Below are 14,992 nucleotides of genomic sequence, written 5' to 3' on the forward strand. Positions count from 1 at the left end.
CCGGGCCCGGGCGGGCTCTGCCTGCAACCACCAGTGAGCACGAGGAACGGCCCGGTCGCTTCGACACCGGGCCGTTTCCTCGTACGCAGCGAGTTCGGCGCCTTCTCAACGGCGTTCGCGCCTGTCAGTCCTGTCGTTCGGTGCGTTCGATCTCGGCGAACGCGGCGGCCAGGTAGTCGCCCAACGGCACGCTGGTCGTCGCCAACAGGTCGGCCACCAGCAGCGGGGCGTGCCGGGCCAGCGCCGACGCGTCCGGCGGTGCCTCGTCGCCGTCGGGGTCGTACACCCCGAGCGCGCCGGCCAGCAGGACGAGCACCACGTGCGGGTCGACATCGGAACGCCACCGCGTCGACTGCTGCACGCAGCGGGTCAACACCTGGCGGATGTCGTCGCCGGTCAACCCGTCCGGATGGCTCTCCTCCAGCAGCAGTCGGACCACCGCGCCGAGCACCAGCCCGGACCGCTCGTCCGCGGCGAGACCGCCGACTGCCTCGTCGTACGCCTGACCGTCGCGTGCCTGGGCGGCGGCGACGGCCGTCGTGGCGGTGACCGCGATGGCGCGGGCGGTAGCGGGCAGGTGTCGCCAGGTGCCGGTCATCGGGTCAGCATCGCAGACCCGGCGGACAACGCCGGACCGCCGTCAGCCGAGTGGATCATCGTGGGATTGGTCACCCGGCGGCCTGCGGCCAGCGGGGCGACGTCCAAAAGTGTTCGCGCGGTGTCGCACCCGGCGAACAGAATGCCGGACATGCTGCGTCGTGCCCTACCCCGCCGTTTCGAAGCTCGCCGACTCCTGATCGGCACCCTGTTGTCGGCGATCGGGCGCGGTCTGACCCTGCCGTTCCTGTTCATCTACTTCACCGACGTACGCGGACTCACCGACACCCGGGCGGGTCTGGTGATCGGCTGGTACGGCGCGGTCACCCTGGCGCTGTCACCGCTGGGCGGGACGCTCATCGACCGATTCGGCGCCCGCCGGGTGGTGGTGCCCTGCCTGCTGATCGAGGCCATCGGCACCGGCTCGCTGGCGTTGGTGAACTCGACCGGCTCGGCAGTGCTGGTGATGACGGTGATCGCCGTCGGCAGCTCGGCGATCTGGTCCGGGCAGAACACGATCCTCGCCTCGTTGACCGGAGACGACGAACGGCAACGGGTCTTCGGGCTGAACTTCGCCCTGCTCAACCTCGGTATCGGCATTGGTGGCATGACGTCCGGCGCGATCGTCGACACCGCCCGGCCAGGCACGTTCCAGATCATTTACGTGCTCGACGCGGTGAGTTACCTGATGCCGGCGCTGATCCTGCTGACCCTGCCGGGCGTCGGTCACCGACTCGTCCGCCCCAGGACCGGCGGCGAGCCGTCCGCCGGTGGCTACCTGACAGTGCTCCGCGACCGCCCGTTCCGCCGACTGGTGATCTTCGGTCTCATCCTCACCACCTGCGGGTACGCCCAGATCGAGGTGGGCTTCGCCGCGTACGCCGTGCGGGTCGTCGAGGTGACGCCCCAGGTGGTCGCCTGGGCGCTCGCGGCCAACACGGTAATGATCGTGCTGGCCCAGCTCCTGGTGCTCCGCCGGATCGAGGGGCGTAGCCGTACCGGTGCACTCGCCGTGGTCGGGGCGGTGTTCGCCGGCGCCTGGTTGGTCCTCGGTGCCGGCGGCCTGGTCAGCGCCGAAAACGCCGTCTTTGCCGCGCTGTGCGTGGTGGCCTGCTCGGCGATCTTCGGCTTTGGCGAGACGATGCTGTCGCCGGTGATGCCCGCGCTGACGAACGCGCTGGCCACCGACGAGCTGCGCGGCCGGTACAACGCCATGAGTTCAATGATCTTCGGGATCAGCGGCGTGATCGGACCGGTGACCGCCGGCCCGCTCCTCGGCGCCGCCCACGGCAGCGTCTGGGTGGCGACAGTGGTCGGCGGTTGCCTGATCGCCTCGCTGGTCGCCCTCTCCCTGCGCCGACTGCTCACCGCCGAGCAGGACGGCGTAGCGACGACCGCCCCGACGTCCCGCACCGCCGCGCCCACCCCCGCCTGACGTGCTCGATCCTGGATGTAGTGGCCTCGATGCGTGCCAATGCCACTACACCATGTTCGAGCGCGATCTTGCAGCAGGCGGCGGGCGCGCGGCGGGCGGCGAGCGGCGGGCGGCGAGCGGCGGGCGGCGAGCGGCGGGCGGCGAGCGGCGGGCGGCGAGCGGCGGGCGGCGAGCGGCGGGCGGCGAGCGGCGAGCGGCGGGCGCGGGCTGATGCGGGGCGGCGGGGTTTGGGACGGGTCGGGCCCCGGAGCTGCTGCTCCGGGGCCCGATCTCGCGGGGTCGGCCGTCAGGTGGCGGGGACCTCGGCGGTGGTGCGGATCCGGTCCAGCGTCGGTGCGGAGACCGGCGACTGGGCGGTCAGGTAGTCCACGAACGCGTCCAGGTCGATCTGCCCGGTGACCAGGTTCGTCCCGGCGGTGAGGGTGCTGAACCCGTCGCCGCCGCCGGCCAGGAAGTTGTTCACCGTCACCCGGTAGGTGGCGGCGGTGTCGACGGCGGTGCCGCCGATGGTGAGACTGCCCCGGACCACGCGGGTGCCGACGCACGGGTCGGCTGCGGTGGCGCTGGTGCCGTTCAGGTCCACCACGTAGCCCAGCGTGGCCGACGGGTACAGCGTGCGGCCGGTGACGAACTGCTGCTCCAGGACGCAGTAGAGCTGCGCGCCGGTCAGGTCCAGCGTCACCAGGTTGTTGGCGAACGGCTGCACCGTGAACGCCTCCCCGTAGGTGACCGGGCCGGCGTCGAGGGCGGCCCGTACGCCGCCAGGGTTCATGAGGGCGGCAACCGCACCCTGCTCGTCGTCGGTGGCGGCGAGCTGCGCGTCGGCGATCACGTTGCCGATCGGCGACTCGCCGCACGAGTTGGGCACCTGCGGGGAGCAGGTGCCGAGCAGGTTTTCCTGCGTCGTCGGGAGGCCGGTGGCGGTCACGCCGACCTGGCGGTCGGCGACCGGGCCGAGCACCGTCTTGTACCGGTTGATCAGCGCGGTCTGCTTCCGGTCCGGGTCGACGTCCCGGCTGACCACCACGTTGTTCGCGCTGGCGGAGACCACGTCACCGCTGTGCCGGTCGATCTTGAGATCGATGTCGGTGACCAGGCGACCGAACGAGCTGGCACTGGTGACCAGCTTGCCGTTGATGTCGCAGTTGTACGCCTGGTGGGTGTGCCCGCTGACCACCACGTCGATCGACGGGTCCATCCGGTTGGTGATGTCCACGATGGGGCCGGTCATGCCGACGCAGTCGTTGATCCCGCCGGTCGCCGCCTGGGTGCCACCCTCGTGCAGCAGCACGACGATCGCCTCCACGCCCTTGCGGCGCAGCTCGCGAGCGTACCGGTTGGCGGTGTCCGCCTCGTCGGCGAAGCTGAGACCGGCGACGCCCTGCTGGCTGACGATCTGCGGGGTGCCCTCCAGGGTCATGCCGATGAAGCCGACCTTGACGCCCTGCACCTTGTGAATCGCGTACGGGGCCATCAGCGGCTTGCCGGTGGCGGTCGTGAAGGCGTTCGCGGACAGGTACTGGAAGTCGGCTCCCCGGTACGGGGTGCCGTCGACGCAGCCGTCCACCGGGTGGCAGCCGCCATTCTGGATCCGCAGCAGCTCGGCGGCGCCCTCGTCGAACTCGTGGTTGCCGACGCTGGCGTAGTCCAGCCCGGCCATGCTCAGCGCCTCGATGGTCGGCTCGTCGTGGAACGCGGCCGAGAGCAGCGGGGACGCGCCGATCAGGTCACCGGCGGCGACCGTGATGGTGTTCTTCTTCTTGGCTGCGGCGCGCAGCTCGGCCAGGTGGGTGGCCAGGAACTCGACGCCACCCGCGGTCTGCCCGGCGATGGTGCCGCTGGACCCGCTCGGCGGTTCGAGGTTGCCGTGGAAGTCGTTGAGGGCCAGCAGGGTGACGTCGACCGGCTTCGGCCGCGCGTCGGCTTGCTCAGGGCTGGTGGCGACCGCGCCGAAAGCGGCCACCGCGAGCGCGGTCAGGCCGACAGCGGCCCGGCGCATCCCGGGTATGAACATGGATCTCCTCGTGAGAATCGGCGCGGACGGTGCCCGGCCTCTGGGTCGACCGGGCCGCCGACGGACGCCGTCGGAAGGGTCGCGGTTGGGCGGCGGTTGAGCATGGCCCCCGCCCCGACAGCCTCTCATCCGTACGCCGACCGGTCGAGCCGGGCAGCACATCGGAGCAGCGCGTACGCCGGGACCAGAATCGATCACCGTTTACCGCGGTCTGCCGGACAGTGTCGGAGCCAGGGTCTAGAAAGGACGGGACAGTCATCGCGGGCAGGAGGCATCGTGAGCGGAACGACACCGGTGGCGGAGCAGGTGCGATCGGCCGACGGCACGCCCATCGCGTTCGAGCGGTCCGGTGCCGGGCCGGCGCTCATCCTGGTCGGCGGCGCGTTCGCCGATCGCCAGGCGACCCGTGACCTGGCCGCCGCGTTGGCGACGGATTTCACCGCCTTCGGCTATGACCGTCGGGGTCGCGGCTACAGCGGCGACACCGCACCGTACGAGGTCGGTCGTGAGATCGACGACCTGGCCGCCGTGATCGCCGCGGCAGGTGGTTCCGCCGCCCTCTACGGCATCTCCTCCGGTGCCGTCCTGGCCGCCCTCGCCACCGCACAGGGCCTGCCGGTGACCAGGCTGGTGCTGTTCGAGCCACCGTTTCAGGTTGGTTCGCACGTGGGCGTCAGCAAGGACATCACCCCGCAGCTCATCGAGCTGATCGCCGCCGGCGACCGGGACGGCGCGGTGACGACCTTCCTCAGCGCCTCGGTGGGGCTGCCGGCCGAGCAGATCACCGCGATGCGGTCGCAGCCGATGTGGGCGGGGCTGACGGCGCTCGCGCACACCCTGGTGTACGACGCGATCGTCACCGCCGGAGGGCGACTCCCCGCCGAACGGCTGGCGGCCATCACCGCGCCGACCCTCGCCCTGGACAGCACTGGCAGTCCAGAGTGGTTGCGGGACGCGAGTCGGGCGGCGGCCGAGGCAGTGCCGGGCGGCCGGTCGGTGAGCCTCGACGGCGGCTACCACGACGTGCCGCCGGCGACGTTGGCCCCGGTGCTGCGCGAGTTTCTGCTCGGCTGACTGCACCGACGCACCGCCCGACCAGCCCACCGCCAGCCAGCACACCCCTGACCAGCGCACCGCCGACCAGCACACCGCCGGCCACCGCACCGACGGGACATGACTGGCGGGCCACCTGGCGGGCGCGAGCCCGGCGGGTCAGCCGTCGATCAGTGCCTCGTCGACCAGTGCTGTCACGGCGTCCGGTGGCCAGGTGCCCGCGACGCCGGGCCGGGCCGACAGGTAGGTGGCGATCCGCTCGGCCGGCCAGCCGTGCGACTCGCGTAGCCCTTTGGCGATCATGCCGAGGTAGATCGGCGCGGGTGGCCGGCACCGCGCGGCAGACGCCCTCTCGGGGGCGGTGAAGGTGAGCAGCGGAACGCCGTCGCGGTGGCCCGGGCAGACGAGCGTTTCGTACCGGCCCGGGCCGAGGGTCGCCCGTCCGTTGGCGACGGCGGCGGCAATGGCCGCGCCGGTCGCCGGAATCAGGTCGGTCGGGTCGCCCGGCGGGCGGTACATCTCCTGCGCGGCGATGTCGGTGAACTGCTCCAGGGTGACCAGGTAGGCGCGGGCGGCGGCCTCGCCCGGTAGGTGCGGGTCGTAGAAGGCCATGCCGCCGGTCCAGGCACCCGACTCGCCGGCGAAGTAGATGCCGCCGGGCAGCGACACGGCCGCCGACCGGCTCGGTGGGCGCCGGTCGCGGCAGCCCGGGTACGTCCGCTTTCCGCCGGGTGGGCAGCCACCACCGATGTACCAGCCCAACCGGGCGGCGTGCATGTTCGAGCCGTACGAGACGTACCAGACCAGCACGACGACGCCTCAGAAGCCGCAGGTCTGCCCGGCGGAGTGGCTCACCGGCACGGTGTGGGTCACGCAGCCGCCGGCCTGAACGGAGTGCAGCAGGAAGGCGGTGGGCTCGTGGACCCAACCGATCTGCTCGTCGGCGCTCATGGTGAGCGTGCTCTGCTTCCAGGTGCTGGGTGCCACGGTGAGGACCGTGCCCGCGTACGCCGTGGTGACCGGGCGGTGCAGGTGGCCGGCGGCGACCCGTACGACGTGCCGGTGCCGACCGATCACCTCGGCGAGCGCGTCACCGTCGGCGAGCCGGATGGCGTCCGCCACCGGGATGCCGACAGCGACGGGTGGGTGGTGCAGGAAGATCAGTGCCGGCGCCTCGGGTCGCCCGGCCAGCACCCCGTCGAGCCAGCCGAGCTGTTCCTCGCCGAGTTGGCCACCGTCGCTGCCGGGGATGAGCGAGTCGAGCACCACGACGGTCGCCGCCTCGTGGTCGACGTGGTAGTAGGCCGAGAAGCCGCCGCCGAGCCACTGAGTGCCGCCGAACGCGTCGAGCAGGGACTCCCGGTCGTCATGGTTGCCGGCGGCCAGGTGCACCGGCAGCGGGAACCGGCCGATGACCTCGCGCAGCGCCGCGTACTCGTCGGGCTGGCCGTGGTCGACCAGGTCGCCGCTGATCACCACGCAGTCCGGGCGGGGTCGTATCGCCAGCACCCGGCCGAGCGCTCGGTGCAACCCGGCGGCCGGTTCGGCGGCGAGCAGGCCGGTGGTCAGGTGCGGATCACTGAGCTGGGCGATGAGCATGGGCTCGCCTCCTCGGCGCCGGATGCCTCACGCTATCGCCGGACGCGGCATCCCGGGAACCGGGTTACCGGGATGCCGGAGCTGCGGCGGCGGGAGTCCACAGGCTGCGTCCACAGCCTGTGGATAGCACGTGTGTACGAAGACGGATTGGTCCCCGCCGCCGTGAGTACGCTTGATCGAGCGGCTCGGCGTCAGCCGGGCCCCTCCCCTACCTGGAACGACGTGCGAGTGGATCATCAGCGAGTCATCCGTGACGTCACCGTCCGCCTGCCGATGGCGTCGAGCACGCCGGAGGCGTGTCGATGGACGGTCACCGCGCTGTCCCGCCACACCCCGGCGACCATCTCCGTGCTGCTCGCGGTCCACGACCGCCTGCGCTGCGTCGCGGCGACCGGGGCCTGGCAGGTCTTCGCCACCGTGCCGGCGCGCACCGGCATCGTCGGCCGGGTGTACGCGACGGGCGTTCCCGCCGTCGTCCCGGACGTCAGCGTCGACCCGGACTACCTACCGGTGCGCCCCGACGTGACGGCCGAGCTGTGCGTACCGGTGCTGGACCCGACGGGCCGGGCGATCGGCGTGCTCGACCTGCAGTGGAGTGAGCCGACCGACCTGGAGCCGTGGCGGGGGACCGCGCAGCGGCTGGCCGACGGGCTCGGCGCGCGGATCGCCGCCCTCGGCGGCCCACCGGCGGAGAGCCGCAGCGAGACGTTGCTCCGGCACGCCGCCGCGCTCTCCTCCGCCCCGACCGAGGGGGAGGTGATGGGGGCGGCGGCCCGCGCCGCCCGGGAGGTCTCCACGCTCTCCACAGCGCTGCTGCTGATCGGCGGTCAGCTCGGCCCGTCCCCGGCGACGCCGAGCGATCTGGAGACCCGGATCCGCGCCGAGTTGGCCGGGGCGGGTCCGGTTGCCCTGGACCGGATGGTCGACCGAGCTCACCGGTACGGCGCCGGGTACACGCTGGGCGAGGCCGGGCACCCGCCGACCGAGGACTACCGCCCGCTGACCCGAGCGGGGGTACGCACGCTGGTCGCCGTGCCGGTCGGGCCGGCGGATGCCGGTGGGGTGTTGCTGGTCGCCGACGAACGCGCGCTGCGCCCGGACCCGACCACCGTCAGCCTGATGGAGTTGCTCGCCGGGCAGGCCTGGACGAGCGTGGACCGGCTGCGCACGCTGGCCCGGTTGCGCGAGCAGGCCAGCTCCGACCCGCTGACCGGGTTGCGGCACACCGGCCCGTTCGGGCAGCGGATCGCGGCGGCCACCCCCGGCCGTACGGCCCTGCTGGCGATCGACGTGGACGGCTTCAAGACCGTAAACGACACGTACGGCCACCAGGCCGGCGACCGGGTGCTGGTCGGGTTGGCCCGGGCGTTGGAGGCGGCGTTGCGGCACGGCGACGAGTTGTACCGGATCGGCGGCGACGAGTTCGTTGCGGTGATCGAGGTGAGCCGCCCGGAGGAGGCGGTCCGGATCGCCGAACGGCTGACCGAGGCCGCCCGACGGATCGGCCGCACGATCAGCGTGGGTGTCGCAGTACCCCGCCCCGGCGAAGCCCCCGAACGCACCCTGAGAAGAGCCGACCAGGCCCTCTATGCGGTGAAACGGCAGGGCCGAGACGGCGTACACCTCTCAGCAGCCTGACCCCCTGCGGCCCGCAGCCGTCGATCTTGCGCTTTCGGTAGGCGTTTTGCCGCTCTTACCCCTTGTGTCGGCACCGAAAGTGCAAGATCGCCGCAGTCGGGGAAGGGCAGGGCCGGGAAGGGCCGGGGTCAGGACGTGTGGAGTTCCTTGGCCAGGAGCTCGGCGATCTGGGCGGTGTTGAGGGCCGCGCCCTTGCGGAGGTTGTCGCCGGTGACGAAGAAGTCGAGGGCGCGCGGGTCGTCCAGAGCGCGGCGGATCCGCCCGACCCAGGACGGGTCGGTGCCGACGGCGTCGATCGGCATCGGGAACTCCCCGGCTGCGGGGTCGTCGACCAGGATCACCCCGGGAGCGTTGCGCAGCGCCTCGCGGGCGCCCTCGGCGTCCACCTCGCTGGCGAAGACCGCGTGCACGGCCACCGAGTGCGCGGTGACCACCGGCACCCGGACGCAGGTGGCGGAGACCTTGAGGTCGGGCAGGCCGAGGATCTTCCGCGACTCGTTGCGGATCTTCACCTCTTCCGACGACCAGCCGCTGTCCGCCGGGGAGCCGGCCCAGGGGACCACGTTGAGCGCCATGGGTGCCGGGAACGGACCCAGGTCGTCACCGACCGCCTGGCGTACGTCGCCGGTGCGCGAACCGAGCGTCCGGTCGCCGGCGACCTTGGTGAGCTGGTCGTGCAGGATGTCGACGCCGGACTGACCGGCGCCGGAGACCGCCTGGTAGGAGGCGAGCACCAGCTCTCGCAGGCCGTACTCGCGGTGCAGTGGCGCGACCGCGACGATCATCGCGAGGGTCGTGCAGTTGGCGTTGGCGATGATGCCCCGGGGCCGGTTGCGGACCTGCTCGGGGTTGATCTCGGGAACGACGAGCGGGACGTCACGGTCCATGCGGAACGCGCCGGAGTTGTCGACGGCGATCGCGCCCCGGGCGACGGCGATCGGCGCCCACTCGGCGGAGACCTCGTCGGGCACGTCGAACATGGCCACGTCGACACCGTCGAACGCTTCGGGGGTCAGCGCCTGGACGACGAGTTCCTCACCCCGACAGCGCACCCGACGCCCGACGGAGCGCTCGGAGGCGAGCAGGCGGATCTCACCCCAGACGTTGCGCCGCCCGGTGAGCAGCTCACACATCACGGTGCCGACGGCACCTGTCGCTCCGACCACGGCGAGGGTGGGCAGCGCCGTCATCGGCGCTACCTACCCGTCCCCGCGTAGACCACGGCTTCGGTGTCGCCGCCCAGCTCGAACGCGTCGTGGATGGCGCGGACGGCGGCGTCGAGGTCGGTGTCCCGGCAGACGACGGAGACCCGGATCTCGGAGGTGGAGATCATTTCGATGTTGACTCCGGCCGCGCCGAGCGCGGCGAAGAAGCCGGCTGCCACACCGGGGTGCGAGCGCATGCCGGCGCCGATCAGCGAGACCTTGCCGACGTGGTCGTCGTAGAGCAGGCCCTTGAACTTGACCGGCTCCTGGATCTTGCTGAGCGCCGCCATCGCGGTGGGCCCGTCGGCCTTGGGCAGGGTGAACGAGATGTCCGTCCGGCCGGTGCCCTCGGTGGAGACGTTCTGCACGATCATGTCGATGTTGATCTCGGCACCGGCGACGGTGTCGAAGATCCGCGCGGCGGCACCGGGCTCGTCGGGCACCCCGACGATCGTGATCTTGGCCTCGCTGCGGTCGTGTGCGACCCCGGTGATCAGTGCCTGCTCCACGGAAAGGTCCTCCATCGATCCGGTGACCATCGTGCCGGTGTTGGTCGAGTATGACGAACGGACGTGGATCGGCAACCCCGCCCGGCGGGCGTACTCCACGCTACGCAGGTGCAGCACCTTCGCGCCGCAGGCGGCCAGCTCCAGCATCTCCTCGTAGGTGATGTCCTTGATGTGCCGGGCGTTGGGCACGATCCGCGGGTCGGCGGTGAAGACGCCGTCCACGTCGGTGTAGATCTCGCAGACGTCGGCGTGCAGGGCGGCGGCGAGCGCCACCGCTGTGGTGTCCGAACCACCACGGCCCAGCGTGGTGACGTCCTTGGTGTCCTGCGAGACGCCCTGGAAGCCGGCCACGATGACCACCGACCCCTCGTCGAGCGCGCCCTTGAGCCGCCCGGGGGTGACGTCGATGATCCGGGCGCGGCCGTGCACCGAGGTGGTGATCACGCCGGCCTGCGAACCGGTGAACGAGCGGGCTTCGTACCCCAGGTTGTGGATGGCCATGGCCAGCAGGGCCATGGAGATCCGCTCCCCGGCGGTGAGCAGCATGTCCAGTTCGCGACCCGGCGGCAGCGGACTGACCTGGTTGGCCAGGTCGAGCAGCTCGTCGGTGGTGTCGCCCATCGCGGACACCACCACCACCACGTCGTCGCCGGCCTTGCGGGCGGCGACGATGCGCTCGGCCACCCGCTTGATCCGCTCGGCGTTGGCGACGGAGGACCCGCCGTACTTCTGCACCACGAGTGCCACGACGGTGCACTCCCTCCCAGCGACCCTGAGCGTGCCGACGCCGCCGGAACCGGGGCCGGCGGCGCGTGTCAGACCCCTTGAGGGTATCCGGCGGGTAACGAGGCCGGGTCAGGTGATCCCACCATCCGGCCCGCCGGACGCCGGCGGGGCCGGTCCCACCAGGTCGGGCGGTACGCGGGAACGGCCCGCCCGACACGCCGGGACGAGCGCGGTACGCGCGGCGCCCACCGATCGCCCGCACCCACCAGAATGGGCCGGTGCCCGTCCTCCTCCGCTCGGCCGGCCGCGTGCTCGGGCCGCTCGTCCTCGCCCTACCGACGCTCCTGGCCGCCTGCACCAGTGAGCAGCCACCGGCTCCACCACCCGCCGATGCCGCGCCGGTCCAGGTGGACGCCGCGTGGGACGAGTTGGCCGCGCTGGCTGCGGCTGCTCAGGACCGCCACCTGGTGGCGCAGTACGTGTACGGCCGGCCCGGTCAACCGGACCGGACCATCGTCTTCACCAGCGCGAACGACGGCAGTTGGCGGGTCGACGTGCCGGGGGGCGCGTTGGGCGGCACCGCCGATGTCTCGATGGCCAGCACGGCCGACGGGCTGTTCCAGTGCGCCCTGCCGTCGGCCGGTCACGCCGGGTCGGCGAGCTGCGTACGCCTGGGTGACCGCGACGACGCGGTGCCGCGCCGGTTGGACCCCCGGGTGCAGCACCCGCTCACCGACTGGCTGGATGTGCTCACCGACCGACGTGCCCCGCTGGCGGTCGCCCCGGCCACCGCGCCCGAGGGCGTCACCGGCACCTGTTACTCGGTGGAATCCACCTCGGCGTCGCTCAACGCCCCGCTGGACGTGGGCATCTACTGCTACGACCGGGACGGCACGCCGACCGGTGTCCGGACCGGGGCCGGGACGCTGCGGCTGGCCGCTCCCCCCGCCCCGGCACCGGCCACCGTGCAACTGGCCGGCCCGGTGGTGATCGACCGGGAGCCGCTCGACACCGCGGCGCCGCCGACCCCGGACCCGTCGGAGAGCCCGAGCGCGGGAACGCCCTGATCTTCGTCCCGTTACGGGTGCTCTTGCCCACATTTCGCCACCCCGTCCTGAGCGACGAATCACCCATACGGGACGATCCGTCTTATGGCCGATCTCACCCCGCTGCTCGCCTACCGCTGGAGTCCGCTGGCGTTCCACCCCACCGCGGAGCTGAGCGCGGCCGACGCGTCCTCCCTGCTGGAGGCCGCCCGCTGGGCACCCTCCCTGGGCAACCGCCAGCCCTGGCGGTTCACAGTGGGCTACCGCAACGACGACACCTGGAAGCGCATCCTGGTCAACCTGACCGAGCGCGACCAACGCTGGGCGCACCGGGCCGCCGCGCTGCTGCTCGCCGCGCACGTCGACCCGGACGCCGCGGCGGCTGACGGGATCGCGTACGACCTGGGCCAGGCGGTCGCCCACCTCACCGTGCAGGCCACCGCGCTGGGGTTGCACGTCCGGCAGGTGCTGAGCGTGGACCGCGGCGGGCTCGCCGCCGACCTGCACCTCCCCGCCGACGTGCGGCCGTACGCGGTGCTCGTCGTCGGGCAGCTCGGCGACCCGCTCAGCCTGCCGGCGGACCTCGTCGCCGAGGAGACCGGCCTGCGCCGCCGCCGACCGTTGGCCGACCTGCTGCTCGGCTGACCGGTCAGCCGGCTACCCGCCGCGGCTGGCGCGCAGCAGGACCGCCGCGGCCTCGGTGTTGCGATAGAGCACGTGCCGGCCCTGTCGGGACCGGTTGACCAGGCCGGCGGCATGCAGCGCGGCCAGGTGTTGGGAGACGTTCCCGGCGGACATCCCGGTGAGTCGGGCCAGATCGGTGGTGGTGGCCGCCGTGTCGAGCCGGTGCAGCAGCACGGCCCGGCCGGGGCCGATCACCCGCCCCAGCGGGTCGCCCGGCGGCGGCGCTGTCACCTCCCAGAGCGTCCCGACCGCTCGGACCGGGTACGCGCCGGCCGGCAGCGAATCCTCCAGCAGGTTCCACAGCACCCGCCGCCCGCTGAACACCGTCGGGTTCAGCGCCAGCCCACGACCCCGCAGGTCGAAGTCCCGCTCGAACGGGTCGTCGCTGACCACCCGGTCGCCGAGCCAGCGCAGGCTCGGGTGCAGCTGCTCGAAGAACCGGCCGGCGCCGTTCTCCGCGAGCTGGGCGGCCCGGTACGTCACGTCGGCGTCGAGCAGGGCCTGCATCCGTGGCCAGTCCGGGGCGATCGCCTCGTCGTACCAGACCCGCACCGCGTCGACGAGCTGCGGCAGCAGCCCACCGGGGTCGGCGAGCAGCGCCTGCCCGAACGTACCCAGCGGCCGACGCGGGGTGGTCGCCAGCAGGTCCTGGACCACCACGGCCGGCGGCGTGGCGGCGATCTGTTCGAGTTGCTCGGCCATCTCCACGTTCGGCCGGGCGGCCGGGGTGAGGAAGTCGGGCAGCCAGCAACGCGGTCGGGCCAGCTCCACCAGCGGTCGGACCCGGGAGGCCACCTCGGGCCGACGCAGGGTCACCCGGGCGCGGTCGATCCAGGGCAGGTGCACCGCGTAGTGAATTGGGCTGGCCAGCGCCCACATGCTCATGACCGTCTCGTTGACCGGCGACACGGCCAACCGCACTCCCGCCACGTCGGCCACGTTGAACCGCAACTCGGACACGCACCCTCCCCGGGAGCAGGATTCGGTTGAGCCTAAAAGACTCGACCACCGTCATGGGGGCACGGTTCACTCACCGGCCATGGGGGCCAGAGACACCATTCGCACCGTTGTCCACCACGTCGTACCGCCGGCCGGGCTGACCCGCGCGCTGGCCGTACAGGCCATGGTCGGAGCCGTCGGCAGCGGCCTGTTCCACGCCGGCAGCGCCGTCTTCTTCACCCGGGCACTCGGGCTCAGCGCCGCCCAGGTGGGGCTGGGCCTGTCCGTAGCGGCGGGGGTGTCGCTGCTCGGCACTGTGCCGCTGGGTGGGCTCACCGACCGGTACGGGCCGCAGCGGGTCTGGATCGTCGGGCTGGCACTGGACGCGGCGCTCTTCGCGACCTACCCGTTCGTCGGCGGCTTCACGGGTTTCCTCGCCGTGGTGGTGGCGCTGGCCGCCGTGGAGGCCGCGACCGGTGTGGCCCGGCAGGTCTACTCGATCAACGCGCTCCCCCCGGCCGAACGGGTCACGGCGATGGCGTACCAGCGCTCGTCGTTGAATGTCGGCTTCGGGCTCGGCGCGGTGATCAGCGGCGTGGTGCTGGCGGTCGACACGATGGCGGCCTACCGGGGGATGGTCTGGTTCATCGCGACGGTCTTCCTGGTGACGGCCCTCTTCGTGCGACGACTGCCCCGCCTGCCGCAGGTGGCCCGGCCGGTTGAGCCGATGAGTCGGCTCGCCGTGCTCCGGGACCGCCCGTTCATGGCGGCATCCCTGCTCTCCGGGCTGCTCACCGCGCACCAGACGCTCTACCTGACGGTGATGCCGCTCTGGATCCTCACCCACACCGACGCCCCGAAGACGGTGATCGCCGCCCTGGTGCTGCTCAACACGGTCCTGATCGTGCTGCTCCAGGTACGCGCCAGCCGAGGCGCTGACACCGCGTCGGGCGCGGCCCGTGCCTCCCGTCGGGGCGCCCTGCTGATCGCCCTGTTCTGTCTGGTCCTGCCGATCTCCGGGCTGACCCGGGGCGGCCTCACCGTCGTGGTGCTGGTGGCCGCCGCGACGCTGCTGATCCTGGCTGAGCTGATCGAGTCGGCGGGCGCCTGGGGGCTCACCGCCACCCTGCCGCCGGCCGCCCAACGCGGCGCGTACGTGGGGGCGTTCCGGCTCGGCTCCCAGGTGCAGTATCTGATCGCCCCGGCGGGGTTGACCGCGCTCGGCGTGAGCACCGGCGGCTGGGGTTGGTTACCGACGGCAGCGATCTTCGCGCTGGTCGGGCTGGCGATCGTGCCCGCCGTGGCCTGGGCCGAACGGACGCCGAGGCTGGGTTGCCAGGCACCGGAGCCGGCGATGACCTCGGTCCCATAGTCCGGACCGGCCTTTCCACCCCCCGTTCCATCACGTAGGGTGACCTGGTCATGTGGCAGGCGCTGCTCCTCCTTAGCCGCCGCGACGAGGCCTGACCGGCCGGCACCTCGTCGCGGAGTCGCATCGCGCCGTCCAGCACATCTGAGTTTCCTCTCGGCACCGCCGCGCATCGTCG

Annotated in this window: 13 protein-coding genes; 6 read left to right on the forward strand and 7 right to left on the reverse strand. The window is 72.4% G+C overall.

Annotated elements, in window-relative coordinates; all coding sequences use genetic code 11:
• Positions 1–124: 124 nt before the first annotated feature.
• Complete coding sequence (locus tag AB0C03_RS10970) at positions 125–598, reverse strand: hypothetical protein (RefSeq protein ID WP_030328096.1); 474 nt, start codon at positions 596–598, stop codon at positions 125–127.
• A gap of 150 nt (positions 599–748) precedes the next feature.
• Here AB0C03_RS10970 and AB0C03_RS10975 point away from each other — a divergent pair, with 150 nt between their 5' ends.
• On the forward strand, positions 749–2,032 hold the full coding sequence (locus tag AB0C03_RS10975; RefSeq protein ID WP_210864898.1) for an MFS transporter: 1,284 nt from the start codon (positions 749–751) through the stop codon (positions 2,030–2,032).
• Positions 2,033–2,318: 286 nt separating this feature from the next.
• Here the strand turns inward: AB0C03_RS10975 and AB0C03_RS10980 are convergent, their stop codons facing one another.
• Complete coding sequence (locus tag AB0C03_RS10980) at positions 2,319–4,046, reverse strand: bifunctional metallophosphatase/5'-nucleotidase (protein WP_357636132.1); 1,728 nt, start codon at positions 4,044–4,046, stop codon at positions 2,319–2,321.
• A gap of 276 nt (positions 4,047–4,322) precedes the next feature.
• Here AB0C03_RS10980 and AB0C03_RS10985 point away from each other — a divergent pair, with 276 nt between their 5' ends.
• Positions 4,323–5,120 carry an alpha/beta fold hydrolase gene (locus tag AB0C03_RS10985; protein WP_357636135.1) on the forward strand — a complete coding sequence of 266 codons (798 nt, stop codon included), beginning with the start codon at positions 4,323–4,325 and terminating at the stop codon, positions 5,118–5,120.
• A 138-nt stretch (positions 5,121–5,258) separates the two neighbouring features.
• Here AB0C03_RS10985 and AB0C03_RS10990 read toward each other — a convergent pair whose 3' ends face one another.
• Positions 5,259–5,909 (reverse strand): hypothetical protein, encoded by a 651-nt coding sequence (locus AB0C03_RS10990; RefSeq protein WP_051708125.1) that lies wholly within the window; start codon positions 5,907–5,909, stop codon positions 5,259–5,261.
• Positions 5,910–5,918: 9 nt separating this feature from the next.
• On the reverse strand, positions 5,919–6,698 hold the full coding sequence (locus AB0C03_RS10995) for a phosphodiesterase (protein ID WP_357636138.1): 780 nt from the start codon (positions 6,696–6,698) through the stop codon (positions 5,919–5,921).
• Positions 6,699–6,926: 228 nt separating this feature from the next.
• Here AB0C03_RS10995 and AB0C03_RS11000 point away from each other — a divergent pair, with 228 nt between their 5' ends.
• Positions 6,927–8,336: a sensor domain-containing diguanylate cyclase gene (locus AB0C03_RS11000; protein WP_030328108.1), complete on the forward strand. Its 1,410-nt coding sequence runs from the start codon at positions 6,927–6,929 to the stop codon at positions 8,334–8,336.
• Positions 8,337–8,464: 128 nt separating this feature from the next.
• On the opposite strand, the gene AB0C03_RS11005 is transcribed toward AB0C03_RS11000, so the two are convergent.
• Both AB0C03_RS11005 and AB0C03_RS11010 read right to left on the reverse strand, forming a co-directional pair.
• Positions 8,465–9,526, reverse strand: coding sequence for an aspartate-semialdehyde dehydrogenase (locus tag AB0C03_RS11005; RefSeq protein ID WP_030328109.1), 1,062 nt, complete (start codon positions 9,524–9,526; stop codon positions 8,465–8,467).
• Positions 9,527–9,531: 5 nt separating this feature from the next.
• Entirely contained in the window at positions 9,532–10,797 is a 1,266-nt protein-coding gene (locus AB0C03_RS11010; protein WP_030328111.1) for an aspartate kinase, read from the reverse strand.
• 257 nt (positions 10,798–11,054) lie between these two features.
• On the opposite strand from AB0C03_RS11010, the gene AB0C03_RS11015 reads away from it, so the two are divergent.
• Together AB0C03_RS11015 and AB0C03_RS11020 are read left to right on the forward strand one after the other, a co-directional pair.
• Positions 11,055–11,843 carry a hypothetical protein gene (locus tag AB0C03_RS11015; RefSeq protein WP_245233500.1) on the forward strand — a complete coding sequence of 263 codons (789 nt, stop codon included), beginning with the start codon at positions 11,055–11,057 and terminating at the stop codon, positions 11,841–11,843.
• Between the two features lie 84 nt (positions 11,844–11,927).
• Positions 11,928–12,467, forward strand: a complete 540-nt coding sequence (locus AB0C03_RS11020; RefSeq protein WP_357636144.1) for a nitroreductase family protein — start codon at positions 11,928–11,930, stop codon at positions 12,465–12,467.
• Positions 12,468–12,479: 12 nt separating this feature from the next.
• Here the strand turns inward: AB0C03_RS11020 and AB0C03_RS11025 are convergent, their stop codons facing one another.
• Positions 12,480–13,466, reverse strand: a complete 987-nt coding sequence (locus tag AB0C03_RS11025) for an ArsR/SmtB family transcription factor (protein WP_357636147.1) — start codon at positions 13,464–13,466, stop codon at positions 12,480–12,482.
• 79 nt (positions 13,467–13,545) lie between these two features.
• Between AB0C03_RS11025 and AB0C03_RS11030 the strand changes: the two genes are divergently transcribed.
• Positions 13,546–14,817, forward strand: coding sequence for an MFS transporter (locus tag AB0C03_RS11030; RefSeq protein ID WP_357636150.1), 1,272 nt, complete (start codon positions 13,546–13,548; stop codon positions 14,815–14,817).
• Positions 14,818–14,992 lie beyond the last annotated feature (175 nt).

The organism is Micromonospora parva, from assembly GCF_040649675.1.
Classification (GTDB): domain Bacteria; phylum Actinomycetota; class Actinomycetes; order Mycobacteriales; family Micromonosporaceae; genus Micromonospora; species Micromonospora parva.

Bases quoted from the DNA above. Each gene is read 5' to 3' on its own strand.
- AB0C03_RS10970 (WP_030328096.1), bottom strand. From the start codon at position 598: ATGACCGGCACCTGGCGACACCTGCCCGCTACCGCCCGCGCCATCGCG.
- AB0C03_RS11020 (WP_357636144.1), top strand. From the start codon at position 11,928: ATGGCCGATCTCACCCCGCTGCTCGCCTACCGCTGGAGTCCGCTGGCG.
- AB0C03_RS10995 (WP_357636138.1), bottom strand. From the start codon at position 6,698: ATGCTCATCGCCCAGCTCAGTGATCCGCACCTGACCACCGGCCTGCTC.
- AB0C03_RS11030 (WP_357636150.1), top strand. From the start codon at position 13,546: ATGGGGGCCAGAGACACCATTCGCACCGTTGTCCACCACGTCGTACCG.
- AB0C03_RS10980 (WP_357636132.1), bottom strand. From the start codon at position 4,046: ATGTTCATACCCGGGATGCGCCGGGCCGCTGTCGGCCTGACCGCGCTC.
- AB0C03_RS11005 (WP_030328109.1), bottom strand. From the start codon at position 9,526: ATGACGGCGCTGCCCACCCTCGCCGTGGTCGGAGCGACAGGTGCCGTC.
- AB0C03_RS10975 (WP_210864898.1), top strand. From the start codon at position 749: ATGCTGCGTCGTGCCCTACCCCGCCGTTTCGAAGCTCGCCGACTCCTG.